Origin of the sequence: Bradyrhizobium sp. Pha-3, from assembly GCF_042258325.1 — a bacterium.
In the GTDB taxonomy this organism is placed as follows: domain Bacteria; phylum Pseudomonadota; class Alphaproteobacteria; order Rhizobiales; family Xanthobacteraceae; genus Bradyrhizobium; species Bradyrhizobium elkanii.
Window position 1 is genome coordinate 994,859 of the sequence record NZ_CP170151.1, and the last position, 19,852, is coordinate 1,014,710.

The 19,852-nt window shown below is 65.1% G+C and carries 19 protein-coding genes; 14 read left to right on the top strand and 5 right to left on the bottom strand.

Annotated elements, in window-relative coordinates; all coding sequences use genetic code 11:
• The first annotated feature begins 8 nt into the window (after positions 1-8).
• The gene (locus ACE10X_RS04710; RefSeq protein ID WP_038384885.1) at positions 9-794 is read left to right on the top strand and encodes an IclR family transcriptional regulator C-terminal domain-containing protein; all 786 of its coding nucleotides are present in this window, start codon (positions 9-11) and stop codon (positions 792-794) included.
• 153 nt (positions 795-947) lie between these two features.
• Here ACE10X_RS04710 and ACE10X_RS04715 read toward each other — a convergent pair whose 3' ends face one another.
• On the bottom strand, positions 948-1,856 hold the full coding sequence (locus ACE10X_RS04715; RefSeq protein WP_016841102.1) for a helix-turn-helix transcriptional regulator: 909 nt from the start codon (positions 1,854-1,856) through the stop codon (positions 948-950).
• 164 nt (positions 1,857-2,020) lie between these two features.
• Here ACE10X_RS04715 and ACE10X_RS04720 point away from each other — a divergent pair, with 164 nt between their 5' ends.
• The 4 genes from ACE10X_RS04720 to boxB all read left to right on the top strand — a co-directional run bounded on the left by ACE10X_RS04720 (position 2,021) and on the right by boxB (position 8,011).
• Entirely contained in the window at positions 2,021-3,553 is a 1,533-nt protein-coding gene (locus ACE10X_RS04720) for a benzoate-CoA ligase family protein (protein ID WP_038384884.1), read from the top strand.
• A gap of 149 nt (positions 3,554-3,702) precedes the next feature.
• Positions 3,703-4,512, top strand: a complete 810-nt coding sequence (locus ACE10X_RS04725) for an alpha/beta fold hydrolase (RefSeq protein ID WP_375764057.1) — start codon at positions 3,703-3,705, stop codon at positions 4,510-4,512.
• A 176-nt stretch (positions 4,513-4,688) separates the two neighbouring features.
• Positions 4,689-6,377 (top strand): 2,3-epoxybenzoyl-CoA dihydrolase, encoded by a 1,689-nt coding sequence (gene boxC, locus ACE10X_RS04730; RefSeq protein ID WP_038384882.1) that lies wholly within the window; start codon positions 4,689-4,691, stop codon positions 6,375-6,377.
• Between the two features lie 182 nt (positions 6,378-6,559).
• The gene (gene boxB, locus ACE10X_RS04735) at positions 6,560-8,011 is read left to right on the top strand and encodes a benzoyl-CoA 2,3-epoxidase subunit BoxB (protein WP_038384897.1); all 1,452 of its coding nucleotides are present in this window, start codon (positions 6,560-6,562) and stop codon (positions 8,009-8,011) included.
• 198 nt (positions 8,012-8,209) lie between these two features.
• Here boxB and ACE10X_RS04740 read toward each other — a convergent pair whose 3' ends face one another.
• The 4 genes from ACE10X_RS04740 to ACE10X_RS04755 form a co-directional block, all read right to left on the bottom strand.
• The gene (locus tag ACE10X_RS04740) at positions 8,210-8,506 is read right to left on the bottom strand and encodes a type II toxin-antitoxin system mRNA interferase toxin, RelE/StbE family (RefSeq protein WP_038384881.1); all 297 of its coding nucleotides are present in this window, start codon (positions 8,504-8,506) and stop codon (positions 8,210-8,212) included.
• Positions 8,503-8,811, bottom strand: coding sequence for a type II toxin-antitoxin system RelB/DinJ family antitoxin (locus ACE10X_RS04745; RefSeq protein WP_038384880.1), 309 nt, complete (start codon positions 8,809-8,811; stop codon positions 8,503-8,505). Before ACE10X_RS04745 ends, ACE10X_RS04740 begins: the two co-directional genes overlap by 4 nt.
• A 144-nt stretch (positions 8,812-8,955) precedes the next feature.
• The gene (locus ACE10X_RS04750) at positions 8,956-9,756 is read right to left on the bottom strand and encodes an SDR family NAD(P)-dependent oxidoreductase (protein WP_038384896.1); all 801 of its coding nucleotides are present in this window, start codon (positions 9,754-9,756) and stop codon (positions 8,956-8,958) included.
• Between the two features lie 169 nt (positions 9,757-9,925).
• The gene (locus ACE10X_RS04755) at positions 9,926-10,984 is read right to left on the bottom strand and encodes a polysaccharide deacetylase family protein (RefSeq protein ID WP_038384879.1); all 1,059 of its coding nucleotides are present in this window, start codon (positions 10,982-10,984) and stop codon (positions 9,926-9,928) included.
• Positions 10,985-11,150: 166 nt separating this feature from the next.
• Here ACE10X_RS04755 and ACE10X_RS04760 point away from each other — a divergent pair, with 166 nt between their 5' ends.
• The 9 genes from ACE10X_RS04760 (at position 11,151) to pstC (ending at position 19,848) form a co-directional block, all read left to right on the top strand.
• Entirely contained in the window at positions 11,151-12,545 is a 1,395-nt protein-coding gene (locus ACE10X_RS04760; RefSeq protein ID WP_304557460.1) for an OmpA family protein, read from the top strand.
• Positions 12,546-12,547: 2 nt separating this feature from the next.
• Positions 12,548-12,844, top strand: coding sequence for a hypothetical protein (locus tag ACE10X_RS04765; protein ID WP_028340517.1), 297 nt, complete (start codon positions 12,548-12,550; stop codon positions 12,842-12,844).
• A 108-nt stretch (positions 12,845-12,952) separates the two neighbouring features.
• On the top strand, positions 12,953-13,543 hold the full coding sequence (locus tag ACE10X_RS04770) for a TetR/AcrR family transcriptional regulator (protein ID WP_038384877.1): 591 nt from the start codon (positions 12,953-12,955) through the stop codon (positions 13,541-13,543).
• On the top strand, positions 13,540-14,448 hold the full coding sequence (locus ACE10X_RS04775) for a haloalkane dehalogenase (RefSeq protein ID WP_038384876.1): 909 nt from the start codon (positions 13,540-13,542) through the stop codon (positions 14,446-14,448). The genes ACE10X_RS04770 and ACE10X_RS04775 overlap by 4 nt, the downstream gene beginning before the upstream one ends.
• An 18-nt stretch (positions 14,449-14,466) precedes the next feature.
• Positions 14,467-14,694 carry an Rdx family protein gene (locus tag ACE10X_RS04780; protein ID WP_375764058.1) on the top strand — a complete coding sequence of 76 codons (228 nt, stop codon included), beginning with the start codon at positions 14,467-14,469 and terminating at the stop codon, positions 14,692-14,694.
• Positions 14,695-15,029: 335 nt separating this feature from the next.
• On the top strand, positions 15,030-16,085 hold the full coding sequence (locus ACE10X_RS04785; protein WP_026192163.1) for a lysylphosphatidylglycerol synthase domain-containing protein: 1,056 nt from the start codon (positions 15,030-15,032) through the stop codon (positions 16,083-16,085).
• An 84-nt stretch (positions 16,086-16,169) separates the two neighbouring features.
• Entirely contained in the window at positions 16,170-17,483 is a 1,314-nt protein-coding gene (locus tag ACE10X_RS04790) for an ATP-binding protein (protein ID WP_038384878.1), read from the top strand.
• A 135-nt stretch (positions 17,484-17,618) separates the two neighbouring features.
• Positions 17,619-18,629, top strand: a complete 1,011-nt coding sequence (gene pstS / locus ACE10X_RS04795; protein ID WP_038384874.1) for a phosphate ABC transporter substrate-binding protein PstS — start codon at positions 17,619-17,621, stop codon at positions 18,627-18,629.
• Between the two features lie 229 nt (positions 18,630-18,858).
• Positions 18,859-19,848: a phosphate ABC transporter permease subunit PstC gene (pstC, locus tag ACE10X_RS04800; protein ID WP_038384873.1), complete on the top strand. Its 990-nt coding sequence runs from the start codon at positions 18,859-18,861 to the stop codon at positions 19,846-19,848.
• The last annotated feature ends 4 nt before the right edge of the window (positions 19,849-19,852 follow it).

The window sequence follows — 19,852 nt, forward strand, 5'->3', positions numbered from 1 at the left end:
AAAACGCCATGCCCAAGCTGAAGCGGACCGACCAGGACGAGCGCGCCACCGATTTCGTCGAGGCGCTCGATCGCGGCCTGCGCCTGTTGCAGGTGTTCGGCACCGTGTCCGGCCCGGCAACGCTGAGTGATCTGGCGCGTGCCGCCGATCTGCCGCGCGCCACCGCGCGCCGCATCCTGTTCACGCTCGCGCATGGCGGCTTCGTTGCCACCGACGGCAAGCTGTTCACCTTGACGCCGCATGTGCTGACGCTCGCGGGCTCGTTCCTGCAATCCAACCAGGTGGTGACGGTGCTGCAGCCGGTGCTCGATCGCATCGCGACGGCAGCGCAGGAGATTGCCTCACTCGCACTGCTCGACGGCGACGACGTCGTGTTCGTGGCGCGCTCGAGCCCGACCCGGGTGTTCTCCGCCGGTCTCGACATCGGCTACCGGCTGCCGGCGTTCTGCACCTCGGTCGGCCGCGCCATGCTCGGCCGGCTCACCGATGCCGAGCTCGCGGCGCGGCTGAAGACGATGCGCCGCGATCCGGTGACGGCGCAGACCACAACCGATCCGAAGAAGCTGCTCGCCACCATCATCGCCGATCGCGCGCAGGGCTATTCCCTCGTCGACCGCGAGGCCGAGCCGCATTTCCGCTCCATCTCGGTGCCGGTGCACCGCTACGACGGCACCATCGTCGCCGCGATCAACATGGGTGCGCATGTCGATCGGGTGCCGATGCAGGAATTGATCGACCGTTTCCTGCCGCTGCTGCGCGACGGCGCCGATGATGTGAAGAGCCGGTTGCTGTAGGTCCATTGCGTTGGAAATCCCTCATGGTGAGGAGCGCGAAGCGCGTCTCGAACCATGAGGCCCGGCTAGTGGCCTCGTCCTTCGAGACGCTTGCTGCGCAAGCTCCTCAGGATGAGGGGATGAAGCGGTTGTGACGCGGTAGTGGTTGTCCGCTTACAACGCCACACTGCGCAGCCCGAACGAGCGCGCCTCGTTCTGGAGCACCGGCCGCACCGAATCGATCAGCCGCGCGGCGGCGGCGTCGACGGAGAGGCCGGCGGTGTCCACCACGGCGGATGCGCGCGCGTAGAGCGGCTCGCGGCTGACCAGGATGTTGCGCAATTCCGCCATCGCCGAGCGATCGTCGGCCATCGGGCGCAGATCGCCCTGGCGGCGGACACGGGCCATGTGCTCTTCCGGCTCGGCCTTCAGCCAGATCGTGTAGAACGACGACAGGATCAGGTCGAAGGTCAGTGCCTCGGAGACGATGCCGCCGCCGGTTGCCAGCACCATCAATTCCTTCCGCGCCAGCAGCTGCGTCAGCGCGGCCTGCTCCATGCGGCGAAAGCCTTCCTGGCCGTACAGCGCGATGATCTCGGCAACCGAGAGGCCGTTCTGCGCCTCGATCTCCTTGTTGAGCTCGACAAAGCTCCAGCCGATCTTCTTGGCCAGCATCCGCCCGAGCGTGGTCTTGCCGGCGCCGCGCAGGCCGATCAGCGCAATGCCGGAGAAGGAGGCGCGGCGTGGTGCCAGCGGGCTGCTGCCGGCCAGCATATCCTTGGCCTGCGCGATCTGGTTCGGCGACGCCTTGCGCAGGAGATCGCGGATCACGGCCCAGTCCGGCACGGGCTCGCTGGAGGGGATCAGGTCCTCAAGATGCGCCCCCATCGCGCCTGCGACACGGCGCAGCAGCACGATCGAGACATTGCCTTTGCCGCTTTCGAGCTGGGCGATGTAGCGTTCGGAAATGCCGGAAACCTTGGCGAGCACCTTGCGCGACATGCCGCGCAGGGCGCGCATCGTGCGCACGCGCTGGCCGAGCTGCTCAAGGAAGTCGGTTTCCGGGTCGTTGGCTGCGGTCATGATCCCTGTGCGACGCGCGGTCCTGACTGAATCAGACCGATGTTCTAGGAAACATAGTGCCGATAAGGATTGACAGCAAGCCAACGTGGTGGCTTTGTATGAATTATAATTCTTAAATTCGCAGGAGAGGGAAGCGTGGCACGTCCGGGTCCGAGGAGCGGAGCATGACTTACAATGCGGTCTCCTGGCTGCTCGACCGCAACGTCGATGAAGGCCGCGGCGCCAAGGTCGTGTTCGACGATACGGTGTCGCAAATCACCTATGGCCAGTTGCAGCAGCAGACCCGCCGCGTCGGCAACATGCTGCGCCGCCTCGGCGTCCGCCGCGAGGAGCGGGTCGCCATGATCATGCTGGATACGGTCGACTTTCCGATCGTGTTCCTCGGCGCGATCCGCGCCGGCGTGGTGCCGGTGCCGCTCAACACGCTGCTGACCGCGGAGCAGTACGCCTACATCCTCGGTGATTGCCGCGCGCGCGTGCTGTTCGTCTCGGAAGCGCTGTTGCCGGTGGTCAAGGACATCATCGCGCGCATGCCCGACCTCGAGCATGTCGTGGTCTCCGGCAAGGACGCGCACGGCCACAGCAAGCTGTCCGACGAGATCGCGCGCGAGAGCGACGCGTTCGCGACCGCGCCGACCCATGCCGACGAGCCGGCATTCTGGCTCTACTCGTCGGGCTCGACCGGCATGCCGAAGGGCGTGCGCCATCTGCATTCCAATCTCGCGGCGACCGCGGAGACCTACGCGAAACAGGTGCTCGGGATCCGCGAGGATGATGTCGGCCTCTCGGCGGCAAAGCTGTTCTTCGCCTACGGACTCGGCAATGCGCTGACCTTCCCGATGTCGGTCGGCGCCACCACGGTGTTGAACTCCGAGCGGCCGACGCCGGCGGTGATGTTCGCGCTGATGAACAAATATCACCCCAGCATCTTCTTCGGCGTGCCGACCCTGTTCGCGGCGATGCTGAACGACGAAGCGACCAAGGCGCAGAGTGGCGGCAATCGCCTGCGCGTCTGCACCTCAGCGGGCGAGGCACTGCCGGAATCGGTCGGCAATGCCTGGCGCGCGCGGTTCGGCGTCGACATCCTCGACGGCGTCGGCTCGACCGAGCTGTTGCACATCTTCCTGTCAAATGCGCCGGGCGACATCAAATACGGCTCGTCCGGCCGTCCGGTGCCGGGCTACAAGGTGCGGCTGGTCAACGAGCTTGGTGCCGACGTCGCGGACGGCGAGGTCGGCGAGCTGCTGGTCGATGCGCCCTCGGCCGGCGAGAGCTACTGGAATCAACGCGCCAAGAGCCGCGCCACCTTCGAGGGCGCCTGGACCCGCACCGGCGACAAATACACGCGCGATGCCGACGGCCGTTACACCTTCTGCGGCCGCGCCGACGACATGTTCAAGGTCTCCGGCATCTGGGTCTCGCCGTTCGAAGTCGAGAGCGCACTGATCACCCATCCCGCGGTGCTGGAAGCGGCGGTCGTGCCGGAGGCCGATCCGGAAGGCCTGCTCAAGCCGAAGGCCTATGTGGTGCTGCGGCCCGAGAGCTCGGCCGCCGGCCTGCACGAGGCGCTGAAGGAGCACGTCAAGCAGAAGATCGGCCCGTGGAAATATCCGCGCTGGATCGATGTGGTCGACAATCTGCCGAAGACGGCGACCGGGAAAATACAGCGATTCAAGTTGCGCGACGGTGCGCAATAGCATTTCCAGCCGTCGTCCCTGCGAAAGCAGGGACCCATACGCCGCGGCCTTTGTTTTGAGAGATGCTGTTCGACGGCTTTGGTGCAACGACTAAAGCCTGCGGTTATGGGTCCCTGCTTTCGCAGGGACGACGACGAGGAAGGTCCATCATGCAAAACCTAAACCCCACAGGCTTCCTCAGCATCGACGGCGCCGAGCTCGAATACCGCATGATCGGTCCCTCACCCGAGACCGCGCCGACCATCGTGATGCTGCACGAAGGCCTCGGCAGCGTCGGGCTGTGGGGCGACTTTCCCGAGAAGCTGCAGGCGGCGACCGGCGCCGGCGTGTTTGCCTATTCGCGCGCGGGCTACGGCGCGTCGTCGCCGGCGAAGCTGCCGCGTCCGGTCGACTACATGCATCGCGAGGCGCTCGACGTGCTGCCGCGGCTGCTCGACCGGATCGGCTTCCGCCGCGGCCTGTTGCTCGGTCATTCCGACGGCGCGTCGATCGCGGCGATCTATGCCGGCGCGCATCAGGATCATCGCCTGCACGGCCTCGCGCTGCTGGCGCCGCACTTCATCGTCGAGGACATTTCGGTGAAGTCGATCGCCGAGATCAAGACGGCGTATGAGACCACCAATCTGAAGGAGAAGCTGGCGCGCTGGCACAAGGACGTCGACAACGCCTTTTATGGCTGGAACGGCGCCTGGCTCGATCCGGCATTCCGCGACTGGGATATCTCCGAATATCTCGCCTATATCCGCGTGCCAGTGCTGATCGTGCAGGGCGCGGACGACCACTACGGCACGATGCGCCAGGTCGGGATCGCCCAGGACGAGTGCTACTGCCCGGTCGACGTCGTGGCGATCGCTGGCGCCGGCCACTCGCCGCATCGCGAGGCGCCCTCAGTCACGCTCGAAGCGGTCACCGAATTCGCCAGGGCGGCGCTCCGCGACGACCGGGCACTGGCCGCCTGACCTTTGGTGCCGGTGCCAGGCCATTGGCCGAGCAAATGAATTTCGTGAACATGAAACAAAATGCATGTTTTTGCGTTTTGAACTAGACCAGATCGAAAACATGCATTATTGTGCATGAAGACCTCGACGACGAACCTTCAAACGAACAACAGCAAGACAACAGATAAGGGTGGCCCATGGCTGGTGACGATCGCGTCCTTGCAGGCGGGGCGAAGTACATCGACTTCCAGACCGATCCGTCGCGCTACCGGCACTGGAAGCTCGACGTCGCCGGCGACGTCGCGACGCTGACCATGGACGTCGACGAGAATGCCGGCCTGTTCGAGGGCTATCAGCTCAAGCTGAATTCCTATGATCTCGGCGTCGACATCGAGCTTGCGGACGCCGTGCAGCGGCTGCGCTTCGAACATCCCGAGGTCAAGGTCGTGGTGATGCGCTCGGGCAAGAACCGGGTGTTCTGCGCCGGCGCCAATATCCGCATGCTGGCGGGCTCGACCCATGCCCACAAGGTCAACTTCTGCAAATTCACCAACGAGACGCGCAACGGCCTGGAAGACTCCAGCGAGAATTCCGGGCAGAGCTTCATCACCGTCGTCAACGGCACCGCGGCCGGCGGCGGCTATGAGCTGGCGCTCGCGACCAACCACATCATGATGGCAGATGACGGCGCTGCCGCCGTCGCACTGCCCGAAGTGCCGCTGCTCGCGGTGCTGCCGGGCACCGGCGGGCTCACGCGCGTCGTCGACAAGCGCAAGGTGCGCCGCGACCATGCCGATTTCTTCTGCACCATCGAGGAAGGCATCAAGGGCAAGCGCGCCGTCTCCTGGCGCCTGGTCGACGAGATTGCGCCGAACTCCAAGCTTGAGAGCAAGCTGGCCGAGCGCGTCAAGGAATTCGCCGCCAGGTCGAAGCGCAACGGCGCAGGCAAAGGCATTGCGCTGGCGCCGCTGACGCGCACCATCGACGACAGCGCCATCCGCTACGGCTTCGTCAGCGTCGACATCGATCGCGCCGCGCGCATCGCCACTATCTCGATCAAGGCGCCGGAGATCACGGCGCCCGCCGACATCGACGGCATGATCGCGCAGGGCGCTTCGTTCTGGCCGCTGCAGGTCGCCCGCGAGCTCGATGACGCGATCCTGCATCTGCGCATCAACGAGCTCGAGATCGCGATGCTGGTGTTCAAGAGCCATGGCGACCGCGCCAATGTCGTGTCCTACGACGCGTTCCTGGAGGCCAACAAGGCGCACTGGCTGGTCAACGAGGTCAGGCATTACTGGAAGCGCGTGCTCAAGCGCATCGACGTCACCTCGCGCACGCTGGTGACGCTGGTCGAGCCCGGCTCCTGCTTCGTCGGCACTTTGGCCGAGCTCGTGTTCGCCGCCGACCGCTCCTACATGCTGATCGGCCAGAAGCAGGGCGACAACCGCCCGCCGCCGGCGATCGAACTGACGGCGATGAATTTCGGGCCCTATCCGATGAGCCACGGCCTGACCCGGCTGCAATCGCGCTTCCAGGCCGACCCGTCGGATCTGGAGCGCGCGCAGGCGTTGATCGGCAAGGCGCTCGACGCGGAGGAGGCCGAGGAGCTCGGTCTCGTCACCTTCGCGCTCGACGACATCGACTGGGACGACGAGGTCCGCGTGTTCTTCGAGGAGCGCACCTCGTTCTCGCCCGACGGCCTCACCGGCATGGAAGCCAATCTGCGCTTCGTCGGTCCCGAGACCATGGAATCGAAGATCTTCTCCCGCCTCACCGCGTGGCAGAACTGGATCTTCCAGCGGCCGAACGCGGTCGGTGAGGACGGCGCGCTGCGCCGCTACGGCACCGGCCAGAAGGCGCAATTCGACATGACGAGGGTTTAGAGCAAACACCGCCGTCATCCCCGCGCAATGGCTTCGCCATTGTCGCTGGAGGTGCGAGCGCGAGCGAGCCTCGAAGGATGATTGGAAGCAAGACCGCCAGACAAGCATCCTTCGAGACGCGCTACGCGCTCCTCAGGATGACGGCGGAGCAAGATGCGAGCCAGGATGAAAAGGAGGCTGCCATGAACATGAACATCATGAACGTCGATTACTCGACCAAGATTCCGAACAACGTGAATCTCGCCGAGGACCGCCAGGTGCTCAAAGCCCTGGAGGGCTGGCACCCCGGCTACATGGACTGGTGGAGCGACATGGGTCCGGACGGCTTCCAGGAATCGCTCGTCTATCTGCGGACCGCCTATTCGGTCGATCCGCGCGGCTGGGCCAAGTTCGACTATGTGCGGATGCCCGAATATCGCTGGGGCATCTTGCTCGCGCCGCAGGAAGAGAACCGCGTCATCCCGTTCGGCGAAGATTACGGCAAGCCGGCCTGGCAGGAAGTCCCGGGCGAGCACCGCGCGATGCTGCGCCGCCTGATCGTGATCCAGGGCGACACCGAGCCGGCCTCGGTCGAGCAGCAGCGCCATCTCGGCAAGACCGCGCCGTCGCTCTACGACATGCGCAACCTGTTCCAGGTCAATGTCGAGGAAGGCCGCCATCTCTGGGCGATGGTCTACCTGCTGCAGAAGTATTTCGGCCGCGACGGCCGGGAGGAGGCTGATGATTTGTTGCGCCGCCGCTCGGGCGACGCGGATAGCCCGCGCATGTTGGGGGCCTTCAACGAGGCGACGCCGGACTGGCTGTCGTTCTTCATGTTCACCTACTTCACCGACCGCGACGGCAAGATGCAGCTACACTCGCTGGCGCAGTCGGGCTTCGATCCGCTGTCGCGCACCTGCCGCTTCATGCTGACCGAGGAAGCCCACCACATGTTCGTCGGCGAGACCGGCATCACCCGCGTCGTGCAGCGCACCTGTGATGCGATGAAGGAAGCCGGTATCACCGATCCCAACGACATCGCCAAGATCCGCGCGCTTGGCGTGATCGACCTGCCGACTATCCAGAAGAAGTTGAACCTGCATTATTCGCTGTCGCTCGATTTGTTCGGCTCGGAAGTGTCGACCAATGCGGCCAATGCCTTCAACGCCGGCATCAAGGGCCGCTACAAGGAGACCACGATCGACGACGATCACCAGCTCAAGAGCTCGACCTATCCGGTCATGAAGATGGTGGACGGCCAGATCAAGATGGTCGACGAGCCGGCGCTGACCGCGCTCAATATGCGGCTGCGCGACGACTACACGCAGGACTGCGTCAAGGGCATGCTGCGCTGGAACAAGGTGATCTCGACCGCGGGCATCGACTACAAGCTCGCGGTGCCGAACACCGCCTTCCACCGCCAGATCGGCGAGTTCAAGGACGTCCATGCGACGCCCGATGGCCTCTTGATCGACGACGCCACCTGGGCCAAGCGCAAGAACGACTGGCTGCCGTCGACCGCGGACGGCGACTTCATCGCCTCGCTGATGAAGCCGGTGACCGAACCCGGCCAGTTCGCCTCCTGGATCTCGCCGCCCAAGGTCGGCATCGACAACAAGCCGGGCGACTTCGAATATGTGAGGATCGAGAGCTGATCGGCGCAAGCATGATCCGGAAAAGTGTGAAGCGGTTTTCCGAAGAGATCATGCTCAAGCGACAGATTAGGTCGCGATGCGAGAATCGCATCGTGACCTAAGAGTTTCTTTCCGCAGGGAGAGAACAGGAAGGGGCGAGCCGAAAAGGTCCCGGGCTCGTCCCTTTCTTTTGGTCAGATGCCGGTACGGAGCCCGGCCTCAATCGTCATTTGTAAGTTCGTCGGGCCACATCTGCGCGCCGTGAAGCACGCGCAAGATGCGAACAGTCTCGCAGTCGACAAGGTACGCTGCGACATAAGGTGTGCGCGGGATGACCAACTCGCGCGTGCCGGCGACGCGCCCGGGCCGGCCACTGTCAGGAAAGTCGAGCAGGCGCCGCGCAGCATCGGCAATCTGTTCGTCAACATGGACCGCCGCACGAGGATTCTCGGCCTCGATGTAGCTGAAAATGTCGTCGCGATCGGATAACGCGAAGCGCGACCAGACGAGTTTCACCGCTTACGCCCTGTCGCTTTTCGAAGCGCAGCGGCGCGGCGTTGCGCGAAATGCGCTTCGACCTCGGAATCATCGAGACCGGGCCGGGTATCCGCCAACGCCTGGTGCACCTTCTCGCGAAACCAGCTGTCGTAAGCCTGGCTGTTGCTCACGAGCTCCAGTGGAAGCATTCCTTCATTGGCCGTGCGTGTCAGCAGGATCCGCACGGCGTCGGACACCGTGAGACCCATGTTCTCCAGAACCTCGGTGGCCTTTTCCTTTACCTCCGCATCGATGCGGGTCTGGACCAGGGCATTCGAAGCCATAGCGATCTCCTTCACTCGCATCCAATGTAATGCATTTGAATGACATGCGCCAGAGGGGCGGCTCTATGGAAGCAGGTGAACCAGCGACAAAAACGGTCCCGCCCTTCGGCGGAGCCGTTGCCGTAGGTCGGTCGCGCGGCCCGCTTAGCCCGCGATCTCCAGCCCTGCCGTCGCGTAGACCACGCCGCCATCGACCGCGATGGTGTTGCCCACGACATAGTCGCCGGCGCGCGAGGCGAGGTAGATCGCGGTGCCCGCCATGTCTTCGTCGGTACCGACGCGCTTCGCCGGCACGCGCTTGGCGACCTCGTCGGCGTGGTCGCGCGCGGCGCGGTTCATGTCCGACTTGAAGGCGCCGGGCGCGATCGCGGTGACGTTGATGTTGTCCTTGACCAGGCGGGTCGCCATGCGGCGCGTCAGATGGATCACCGCGGCCTTGCTCGCGGCATAGGAATAGGTCTCCATCGGGTTGACGAAGATGCCGTCGATCGAGGCGATGTTGATCACCTTGCCCGGCCTGTCGTGCGTCGCCGCCGCGCGCAGCGGCTTGGCCAGCGCCTTGGTCAGGAAGAAGATCGACTTGACGTTGAGGTTCATCACCTTGTCCCAGCCGCTCTCCGGGAATTCGTCGAAGTCCGCGCCCCAGGCGGCGCCGGCATTGTTGACGAGGATGTCGAGCTTCGGCTCGCGCTTGATGATCTCGCCCGCGAGCTTTTCGCAGCCCTCGACGGTCGAGATATCGATCGGCAGCGCGATGCATTCGCCGTCATAGGCGGCGGACAGCTCCTGCGCGGTCGCCTCGCAGGGACCGGCCTTGCGCGCGGTGATGTAGACCTTGGCGGCACCCTGCGCGAGGAAGCCGGCCGCGATCATCTTGCCGATGCCGCGCGATCCCCCGGTCACCAGTGCGACGCGGCCCTTCAGCGAAAACAGATCCTTGAACATGCGCTCCTCCATTGCGTTGCCAGTGGTTCTGGGCGCGGTCGGGGAGCGAGTCAAGGAGAGGGAAGGGATCGGTAGCCCGGATGCAGCGAAGCGAAATCCGGGAAAATGCTATCCGCGGATGCGACTGTCCCGGATTACGCTTCGCTGCATCCGGGCTACGGAAGGCGGATCATGCCGCGTCGATGCGGCGAAAGCCGTTCCACACCGCGGTGGCGGCGCCTGATGTCAGCACCGGCAGCAGGCGCGCGTCCTGGTAATTGCCGTTCAGCGAGACCCGCTGCAACGCGGTCAGATGGTCGGCGCTTTCGGGAAACAGCATGCCCGGCCGCGTCGTCACCGCGGTCCGAAAGCCGATCGACCGGGCGAGGGCGAATTCGCGCTGCCCGGCGGCGATCCGGTCGCCATAGGGATAGGCGAGATGCAATGCCGGCCGCTGCAGCGCATCCTCGATCCGCGCCCGGCTGGTCGCGAGCTCGAACGATGCGATGGTCTCGCTCTGCCTGGCGAGATTGCAATGGGTGATGGTGTGCGCGCCGATCGTCACCAGCGGGTCGTCGGCAAAGCCGCGCAACTCGTCCCAGGACATGCAGAGCTCGCGCGCGATGCCGGTCTCGTCGACCCCGTGACGGGCGCACAGCGCTGATATCTCGGCCTGCATCTCCTGCTCGCCGGGCAGTGAACGCAGCCAGTCGTGCATGCGGCCGAAAGCAGTGCGCTTGGCCGGTGCCGTCGCGGTGTCGACCCGCGTCATGGTGCCGTCGATCGGCACCTCGATCGCGGACGCCGCCGCGATCACCCGCTCCAGCGCGATCCACCACAATCTGCCGCAGCCCTCGGCGAAATCGCTCGCGACATAGACCGTGAACGGGGCGCCGAACTCGCGCATCACCGGCAGCGCGAAATCGCGGTTGTCGCGATAGCCGTCGTCGAAGGTAAAGCAGGCGAAGCGTCGCGCGAAATTCCGTTCGCTGAGACGGCGATGCGCCTCGTCGATGCTGATCACGTCGACGTCGAGCGCGCGCAGATGCGTCAGCATCGCGCGCAGGAAGTCCGGCGTGACCTCGAGATGATGGTTCGGCTGGAACGCGTCGCCGCGCCGCGGGCGGACGTGATGCAGCATGAAGATGGCGCCGACGCCGGCGAAGATCGGCCGCAGCAGGATATGCGCACCCGAGAAATACAACGCCTCCATGCCGGCACGGATCACAGTGTTGCGGAGTTGTTTCATGAGGGCGCGGCCGGCCGATTTGCATTCCGCGGCAAACTTAGCGAAAGACCACTGAAGAAACTGTTATCCCGGTCCGACATGGCGCCCCCGCCATGGGCGTCATTTGGGGTTTGACAGTCAGCCAAGGGTTTGTTTTCTCTCTGGTTCCCGACCCGCAGGACGCTGAATGCACGGACTTTTCAAGTGGAGTAGCAAGTGGTGGCCGGGGGTGATTCCACTGGTCGTGCTTTGGGGTGTTGCGGCCTGGACCAGCACCACAACGGTCGAAGCGGACCTTGCCGCGCGCTCTAATACCGCACTGAAGGACACTGTCCTCGACAAGCGCCGCATCAGCGTCGACGGGCGCGACGTGACGTTCGCGGCCAACGCCTTCTCCGAAGACGGCCGCCTCAGCGCGGTGGCGTCGGTCGAAGCCGTGCCCGGCGTGCGGCTGGTGAACGACGAGACCCGCCTTGTTCCCGAAGCCAAGCCCTTTGTCTGGTCCGCCGAACGCGACGTGGTGCGGGTCACGCTCGGCGGCAATGCACCGCTGCCGTCGAGCAAGGGCAAGTTGACCGAGGCCGCGAAGGCCAGTCTCGGCGGTGTCGAGGTGGTGGATCAGATGGTGCTCGCCCGCGGCGCGCCGTTGCGGTTCGACGCGGCGGCGCTGCTGTTGCTCGACCAGATCGGCAAGCTGAAGGAAGGCAAGATCACGCTGACCGACAACAAGGTTGCCCTCGCCGGCATGGCGCGCGAGCTCGGCGGACGCGAAGCGGTCGCCGCGGCGCTGAAGAACCTGCCGGAAGGCTATTCGATCGCCGCCAACGACATCAAGGCGCCGCCTTACGTGTTCCAGGCCTACAAGGACCCGGTCGCGGTTACGCTGACGCTGACCGGCTACGTCCCCGACAACAACGTGCATGCCGCGCTGGTCGCGGCCGCCGGCCGCAAGTTCTTCAGCGAGAAGGTGGTCGACAATCTCAAGGCCAGCATCGGCGCGCCGTCGGGTTTCGCGGCCGCGGTGGTGCCCGCGCTCGGCGCGCTGTCGCGGCTGTCGACCGGAACGCTGGTGGTATCGGACCGCGAGGTGAAGCTGTCGGGCGATGCGCTCTACGATGCCGCCGCCGGCCAGATCCGCGACGGGCTCGGCAGGGATTTTCCGCAAGGCTGGCAGTACAAGGCCGAGGTCACGGTCAAGCCGGCGGCGGCCCCGGTCGATCCCACGGTGTGCCAGCAGCTGTTTTCCGAAATTCTCTCAAAGGGCAAGATCCGCTTCGAGTCGGGGAAGGCCGACATCGTGCCGGATTCCGCCGGCCTGCTCGACCGCCTGATCGAGACCGCGCTGCGCTGCCCCAATGCGACGATCGAGATCGCCGGCCATACCGACAGCGACGGCGAGGAGGTCGCCAACCAGGCGCTGTCGGAGCGGCGCGCGCAGGCCGTGGTGGATTACCTCGTGCGCGCCGGTCTGCCCGCCAGCCGCTTCACGCCGATCGGCTATGGCAGCACGCAGCCGCTGGCCGGCAACGAGAGTGAAGACGGCAAGGCGCAGAACCGCCGCATCGAATTCGTGGTGAAGTAGCGATGACCGTGCTCGCGACATTCTTCTGGGGTTGGCTGCTCGGCGCGGCGCTGCTCGGCTTCTGCATGGGCTGGATCGCGGTGGTGCATCGGGCGCAGGGCGTCTCGAAGGTCTGGATGCGCTGGCTGGCACTGCTCGCCGCCGCGCTGGTGGCGGCGTCGTTCGCGCGGATCGTGCCCGGCCGGTTCGGCTACTGGCTCGATCTCTTCCTGGTCATGTTCGCGCTCTATCTCGTCGGCTGCGCGATCGGCTCCTGGCTGCGCGACTGGGTGGTTTCGCGCAGCAAGCCCGCGAGCTGACTTCAACCTCTGGATCCGACAGGCCTGAGCGGCGTCGCCAAGCGCCGGGCGAGCCGCATTCGTTTTAGCGCTTCACATCAATACGTGCGTACGTATTAAATGGCGTCTATGCCAAAACCCTCTCTCCGCGATGCCATCCTCGACGCCGGCCTGAAGGAAATGTTCCGGACCGGCTATCACGGCACCAGCGTTCGCGACGTCACGGCCGCCGCCGGCGCGCCGCAGGGCTCCTTCACCAACCATTTCCGCTCGAAGGAGCTGTTCGCGTCCGAGGTGCTGGACCGCTACTTCCTCTATGTGCGCGGCCTCGTCGCCGAGGCGCTGGGCGACCTGACGCTGACGCCGCGCGAAAGGCTGAGAAGCTATCTCGATCTGATCACCGGCAAGCTCGCGCATGACGGCTTCACGCGCGGCTGCCTGATCGGCGATTTCAGCCTCGAGGCGTCGGGCTCGAGCGAGATGCTGCGCGAGCAGCTCGACGACATCTTCCGGGAATGGCGCGCGCCGTTTGCCGCCTGCATCGCCGAGGCTCAGGCCACGGGCGAGATCGCCTCCGACTTCGATCCCGATCAGCTGGCCGATTTCCTGCTCGCATCCTGGCAGGGCGCGATGCTGCGCATGAAGGTCGAACGCAGCGAAGCCGCGCTGACGCGTTTCAAGACGATCGCATTCCAAACCGTGTTCAAGGAGTTGCCATGACCATATCCGCCGATATCAGCCTGCATCATCGCGCCGTGCTCGGGAGCACGATGGCCTATCGCGAGACCGGCCGCAGCGACGCGCCGCACGTGCTGTTTCTGCACGGCAATCCGACGTCGTCCTACATCTGGCGCAACATCATGCCGCTGGTCGCTCCCGTCGGGCACTGCATCGCGCCCGACCTGATCGGCTACGGCCGGTCCGGCAAGCCCGACATCGGCTATCGCTTCTTCGACCAGGCGGACTATCTCGACGCGCTGATCGACGAGCTCGGCATTACCTCGGCCTATCTCGTCGCCCAGGACTGGGGCACGGCGCTCGCCTTCCACCTCGCGGCACGCCGTCCGCAGCTGGTGCGCGGGCTCGCCTTCATGGAGTTCATCCGCCCGATGCACGATTGGTCGGACTTCCATCAGCACGACGCCGCGCGGGAGACGTTCCGGAAATTCCGCACGCCGGGCGTGGGCGAGGCGATGGTCCTCGACAACAATGCGTTCGTCGAACGCGTGCTGCCCGGCTCGATCCTGCGCACGCTCAGCGAGGAGGAGATGGCCGCCTACCGCGCGCCGTTTGCGACGCGAGAGAGCCGCAAGCCGACCTTGATGCTGCCGCGCGAACTGCCGATCGCGGGCGAGCCGGCCGATGTCGCAGAGGCGCTCACGGTGGCGCATGCGGCGCTCGCGGCATCGACCTATCCGAAGCTGCTGTTTGCGGGGTCGCCCGGGGCGCTGGTGTCACCGGCCTTTGCCGCCGAATTCGCCAAGACGCTCAAGCATTGCACGGTCATTCAACTCGGCGCGGGCGCGCACTATCTGCAGGAGGATCATCCGGAGGCGATCGGCCGCTCTGTGGCCGGCTGGATCGCCGGCGTCGAGGCCGCCTCCGCGCAACGCCATGCCGCATGAGAGCAAGGAGGGCGCGACATGAGGAATGTCTCGATCACCTATTGCCGGCCGTGCGGCTATGAGAAGCGTGCGAAAGAGGCCGCGGCGCTATTGCGCGAGCGCCTCGGCGTCGATGCGACGCTGATCCCCGGCAAGGGCGGCATCTTCGAGGTCAAGCTTGACGACGAGGTCGTCGCCCGGCGCGCCAAGGGACATTTTCCCGATGCCGCCGAGATCGTCGCCGCGGTCACGGCCGCGCGGGATTGACGATCAGCCGAGCGCCTCCCGGCGGGTACGGAAGATCATTCTCTATTCGGCCGTGCTGGTGCTTCACCGTAGTTTTCCGGATGGCCTTGCGGACCGTTCGGCGGGCTAGCTAACTGCCGCACGCGCATGTCAAGTCTTGTCGAAGGCGGCGAGAAACGCGCATATTTGTGCACCCGCTGTCATGAATCATCCGTAATATCTTGAAGATGCGCGTTTTATTGTCTTTTGACGAATTCCACTCCGGTTTAAAACGCGCTACACGGGCCAGGGCACAGCGAAGCGCCGGCGGAGTTCGCCCGGGAGCCGTCGTCGCGGGATCGCAATTCGAGGTCTAGATGCTGGAAGCAATACGCAGGGCGATGGCGTTTCTGCGCCAGAAGCAAATCCTGCATCGGCTGGGTGTTGTCATCAGCATCGCCGTCATCGGCATCGCCTGCTACGTCCTGTATCACATGCTGCGCGGCATCGACACCAACGAGGTGCTCGAGGCCATCAAGAGCACCGAGCCGCGGCAGATTGCCCTGGCGGGACTGTTCGTCGCGGCGGGCTACTTCACGTTGACCTTCTACGATCTGTTCGCTGTGCGCGCGATCGGCCACGCCCATGTGCCCTACCGCATCAACGCGCTCGCGGCCTTCACCTCCTACTCGATCGGCCACAATGTCGGCGCCAGCGTCTTCACCGGCGGCGCGGTGCGCTACCGGATCTATTCGGCGTGGGGGTTGAACGCGATCGACGTCGCCAAGATCTGCTTTCTCGCCGGGCTCACCTTCTGGCTCGGCAACGCCGCGGTGCTCGGGCTCGGCATCGCCTACCACCCGGAGGCGGCCGCCAACATCGACCAGCTGCCGCCCTGGCTCAACCGGGCGCTGGCATTCGCGATCATCACCGCGCTGGTCGCCTATGTAGTCTGGGTCTGGACCCAGCCGCGGGTGGTCGGCCGCGGCCCTTGGACCGTGACCCTGCCTGGCGGCCCGCTGACGCTGCTGCAGATCGCGATCGGTATCCTCGACCTCGGCTTCTGCGCGCTGGCGATGTACGTGCTGGTGCCGGACGAGCCAAATCTCGGCTTCGTCGTGGTCGCGGTCATCTTCGTGTCGGCGACCCTGCTCGGCTTCGCCAGCCACTCCCCCGGCGGCCTCGGGGTGTTCGACGCCGCCATGCTGGTCGGCCTCTGGCAGATGGACCGCGAGGACCTGCTCGGCGGTATGCTGCTGTTCCGGCTGCTCTACTATATTGCGCCGTTCGTCATATCTGTAATCTTGCTGACGTTTCGGGAGGTTATCGTCGGCGCCCGACTCAAACGGCTGCCGCAGGCTGATTCGGGTCCCCGCGCCGAGCCGCACCATGAGGCGGTTCTGGTTCGCAAGCGCGGTGACTCCGGGGTCTGACGAAGCGGCCGGATGCCTCCCGAGGGTAGGTCGATATGACCGCGCCTGGGCGAGACATGAACCGACGGGATGAAAGCCGCCGCGATGGCAATTGACGATTCGCATTCCTCCATCTTCTCGCCCTGGCCCGACCGGCTGCGCCATTCCGCGCTGATCCTGCTTGCCGCAGCGCTGGCGTTGAGCGTGGTGGTCGCGCTCGGCGAATTGTCGCTGGTGCGTGCCTGCGCCGTGTTCGTCTGCATCGCGGCCGCGGCGCTGGTGCCATGGCGGCTGCATGATGCCGGAACCTCGCGCGAGGATGTCCGCGGCGTCAATCCGGTCGAGGCCGCCGCGGTCAGCGCGGTCGTCGCCGGCATGCCGGATCCGGCCGTGCTGCTCGATCGCGCCGGCCGCGTCATCCATCTCAACACCGCCGCGGCGCAGCTCGCGCCGGCGCTGCGCAAGAACGAACTGGCGCAATTTGCCCTGCGTTCGCCAGAGATTATCACCGCGCTGCGCGAGGCGATCGCGACCACGGAGCCCCGCCGCGCCACCTATACCGACCACGTTCCGGTCGATCGCTGGATGGAACTGGTGATCACGCCGGTGCCGGTGCCGACCCAGTTCGGCGGCACCGAGAAGTGCATGCTGATGACCTTCCACGACCTGACGCCGCTACGCCGGGTCGAGGAGATGCGCGCCGACTTCGTCGCCAATGCCAGCCATGAGCTGCGCACGCCGCTCGCCGCCTTGTCCGGCTTCATCGACACTCTGCAGGGGCCGGCGCGCGAGGACGCGCGGGCGCGCGAGCGCTTCCTCGGCATCATGCACACCCAGGCGACCCGCATGGCGCGGCTGATCGACGACTTGCTGTCGCTGTCGCGGGTCGAGCTGTCGGCCCATGTGCGGCCCGAGGCCTCGATCGACATCGTGCCGATCATCCGCCAGGTCGCCGACGGGCTCGAGGCGCTGGCCAGCGAGCGCCAGGTCGAGATCGAGGTCGACCTGCCTCAGGCCCCGGTCATGATCGCGGGCGACCGCGAGGAACTGCTCCGCCTGTTCGAGAACCTGATCGAGAATGCCCTCAAATACGGCGCCTCCGGGGGCCGCGTCATAGTGTCGCTGAATCAGGCCGTTTCGGGCGCATCGGGCGAGGGGACCCCCGAAATCCGGGTCATGGTACGGGATTTCGGCCCCGGCATCGCCCCGGAGCACCTGCCGCGGTTGACCGAGCGCTTCTACCGGGTCGACGTCGGCGACAGCCGTAACCAGGGCGGAACGGGCCTTGGATTATCGCTGGTGAAACATATTCTTAACCGTCATCGCGGGCGTCTTTTGATCGAGAGCGTGCCGAAGAACGGCGCCACTTTTACCGCCTGTTTTCCCCGGCCGAAGACCCCGTTACCAACCCAAAGCTGAGCATTTTCAGTTGCTTAGCGTTGTCATCCAACTGTCATCCAACCTTCGTAAAAGCAGCACCGACCGCTCCTAGATGGACCGGCGTGAGCGCGATCGGGCGCATTCGGCGCTTCGCTCACTGGATGGAGACAACCCATGAATTTCATCAAAGCAATCGTCGCAGCCGGCATGATCGCCGCTTCGACGTCGGCCTTCGCTGCCGATATTACCGGCGCGGGCGCGACGTTTCCGTTCCCGATCTATTCGAAGTGGGCCGACGCCTACAAAAAGGAGACCGGCAACGGTCTGAACTACCAGTCGATCGGCTCCGGCGCCGGCATCAAGCAGATCCAGGCCAAGACCGTGACCTTCGGCGCCACCGACGCGCCGCTCAAGCACGAGCAGCTCGAGAAGGACGGCCTCGTCCAGTGGCCGATGGTGATGGGCGCGATCGTCCCGGTCGTGAACCTCGAAGGCATCAAGCCGGGCGACCTGATCCTGTCGGGCGAAGTGCTCGGCGACATCTATCTCGGCAAGATCACCAAGTGGAATGACGCGGCGATCGCCAAGCTCAATCCGAAGCTGACCCTGCCGGGCGATGCGATCACCGTCGTGCGCCGTTCGGACGGTTCGGGCACCACCTTCAACTTCACCGACTATCTCTCCAAGTCGAACGCCGACTGGAAGTCCAAGGTCGGTTCCGGCACCGCGGTCGAATGGCCGGTCGGCGTCGGCGCCAAGGGCAACGAAGGCGTTGCCGGCAACATCAGCCAGACCAAGAACGCGATCGGCTATGTCGAATACGCCTATGCCAAGCAGAACAAGCTGACCTACACCGGCTTGGTCAACAAGGCCGGCAAGACCGTGCAGCCGACCATCGCTGCCTTCCAGGCTGCCGCGTCGAACGCCGACTGGGCCAAGGCTCCCGGCTACTACGTGATCCTGACCGACCAGCCGGGCGAAGCCTCCTGGCCGATCACTGCGGCGACCTTCATCCTGATGCACAAGGACTCGACCGACAAGGCGGCCTCGCAGGAAGCGCTCAAGTTCTTCAAGTACGCCTTCGAGAAGGGCGACAAGGCAGCCGAAGAGCTCGACTACATCCCGATGCCGGACGCGGTCGTCAAGCTGATCGAGAAGACTTGGTCCTCGGACATCAAGAGCTAAGTCCGACGTTGCGGCAGGACCTGCGCCGACTCGATCGCGGCACAGGTTGTGCGACCAAGACCCGGTCTCCATCACCGCGGCAACAAGCGCGGGATCGAGGCCGGGGTTCGCGCCTCAAGGGGCGTGGCTGGAACGACGACGCCCGGCCAAATGCGTCGGTGAAGATCGCTTCGGGGCGTAGCGGTTTGCGTGGCTTTTGCATACTAAAGAGGGGATTGGCGTGGCAGACATGGCTGTTCAGAGCGATGTGATGGAAGCCGCGGGACCTTACGATCGCGCCAAGGCCCTCAGCGCCTTCAAGCTCGGTGACCTCACCTTCTATTGGATCACCCGCATCTCGGCGATCTCGGTCCTGTTGATCCTCGGCGGCATCATCCTGTCGCTGATCGTCGGCGCCTGGCCGGCGATGAAGGAATACGGCTTCGCCTTCCTGTGGACGCAGCGCTGGGCGCCCTCGGCCGATCCGCCGGTGCTCGGCGCGCTCGGCCCGATCTACGGCACGCTGATCACCTCCGTCATCGCGATGATGATCGCCATTCCGGTCGGCATCGGCATCGCCGTGTTCCTCACCGAGCTCTGCCCGCAAGTGCTGCGCCGCCCGATCGGCATCGCCATCGAGCTGCTCGCCGGCATTCCCTCGATCATCTACGGCATGTGGGGTTTCTTCGTGCTGGGCCCGTTCCTGGCCAACACCTTCCAGCCCTTCATGATCCGGATCTTCGAGGGCGTCCCGGTGCTGGGCGCGGTGTTCGCCGGTCCGCCGTCCTATCTCAGCCTGTTCAACGCCGCGCTGATCCTTGCGATCATGGTGCTGCCCTTCATCACCGCGATCTCGGTCGACGTGTTCAAGACCGTGCCGTCGGTGCTGAAGGAAGCCGCCTACGGCATGGGCTGCACCACTTGGGAAGTCGTCCGCAACGTCGTGATCCCCTACACCCGCGTCGGCGTGATCGGCGGCATCATGCTGGCGCTCGGCCGCGCCCTCGGCGAGACCATGGCGGTGACCTTCATCATCGGCAATTCGTTCCGGATCTCGTCGTCGATCTTCGCGCCGGGCACCACGATCTCGGCGGCGATCGCTAGCGAATTCGCCGAGAGCGACGGCCTGCATCAGTCCGGCCTGATCCTGCTCGGCCTGCTGTTGTTCGTGCTGACCTTCTTCGTGCTCGCCGGCGCGCGGCTGATGCTGATGCGGCTCGAAAAGAAGGCGGGGAAGTAACGCC

Coding starts and splice junctions, on each gene's coding strand:
- ACE10X_RS04725 (WP_375764057.1), top strand. CDS start 3,703: ATGCAAAACCTAAACCCCACAGGCTTCCTCAGCATCGACGGCGCCGAG.
- ACE10X_RS04765 (WP_028340517.1), top strand. CDS start 12,548: ATGACCGTGCTCGCGACATTCTTCTGGGGTTGGCTGCTCGGCGCGGCG.
- ACE10X_RS04785 (WP_026192163.1), top strand. CDS start 15,030: ATGCTGGAAGCAATACGCAGGGCGATGGCGTTTCTGCGCCAGAAGCAA.
- boxC (WP_038384882.1), top strand. CDS start 4,689: ATGGCTGGTGACGATCGCGTCCTTGCAGGCGGGGCGAAGTACATCGAC.
- pstC (WP_038384873.1), top strand. CDS start 18,859: ATGGCTGTTCAGAGCGATGTGATGGAAGCCGCGGGACCTTACGATCGC.
- boxB (WP_038384897.1), top strand. CDS start 6,560: ATGAACATGAACATCATGAACGTCGATTACTCGACCAAGATTCCGAAC.
- ACE10X_RS04750 (WP_038384896.1), bottom strand. CDS start 9,756: ATGTTCAAGGATCTGTTTTCGCTGAAGGGCCGCGTCGCACTGGTGACC.
- ACE10X_RS04780 (WP_375764058.1), top strand. CDS start 14,467: ATGAGGAATGTCTCGATCACCTATTGCCGGCCGTGCGGCTATGAGAAG.
- ACE10X_RS04755 (WP_038384879.1), bottom strand. CDS start 10,984: ATGAAACAACTCCGCAACACTGTGATCCGTGCCGGCATGGAGGCGTTG.
- ACE10X_RS04720 (WP_038384884.1), top strand. CDS start 2,021: ATGACTTACAATGCGGTCTCCTGGCTGCTCGACCGCAACGTCGATGAA.
- ACE10X_RS04710 (WP_038384885.1), top strand. CDS start 9: ATGCCCAAGCTGAAGCGGACCGACCAGGACGAGCGCGCCACCGATTTC.
- ACE10X_RS04790 (WP_038384878.1), top strand. CDS start 16,170: ATGGCAATTGACGATTCGCATTCCTCCATCTTCTCGCCCTGGCCCGAC.
- ACE10X_RS04745 (WP_038384880.1), bottom strand. CDS start 8,811: ATGGCTTCGAATGCCCTGGTCCAGACCCGCATCGATGCGGAGGTAAAG.
- ACE10X_RS04760 (WP_304557460.1), top strand. CDS start 11,151: ATGCACGGACTTTTCAAGTGGAGTAGCAAGTGGTGGCCGGGGGTGATT.
- ACE10X_RS04715 (WP_016841102.1), bottom strand. CDS start 1,856: ATGACCGCAGCCAACGACCCGGAAACCGACTTCCTTGAGCAGCTCGGC.
- ACE10X_RS04775 (WP_038384876.1), top strand. CDS start 13,540: ATGACCATATCCGCCGATATCAGCCTGCATCATCGCGCCGTGCTCGGG.
- ACE10X_RS04770 (WP_038384877.1), top strand. CDS start 12,953: ATGCCAAAACCCTCTCTCCGCGATGCCATCCTCGACGCCGGCCTGAAG.
- pstS (WP_038384874.1), top strand. CDS start 17,619: ATGAATTTCATCAAAGCAATCGTCGCAGCCGGCATGATCGCCGCTTCG.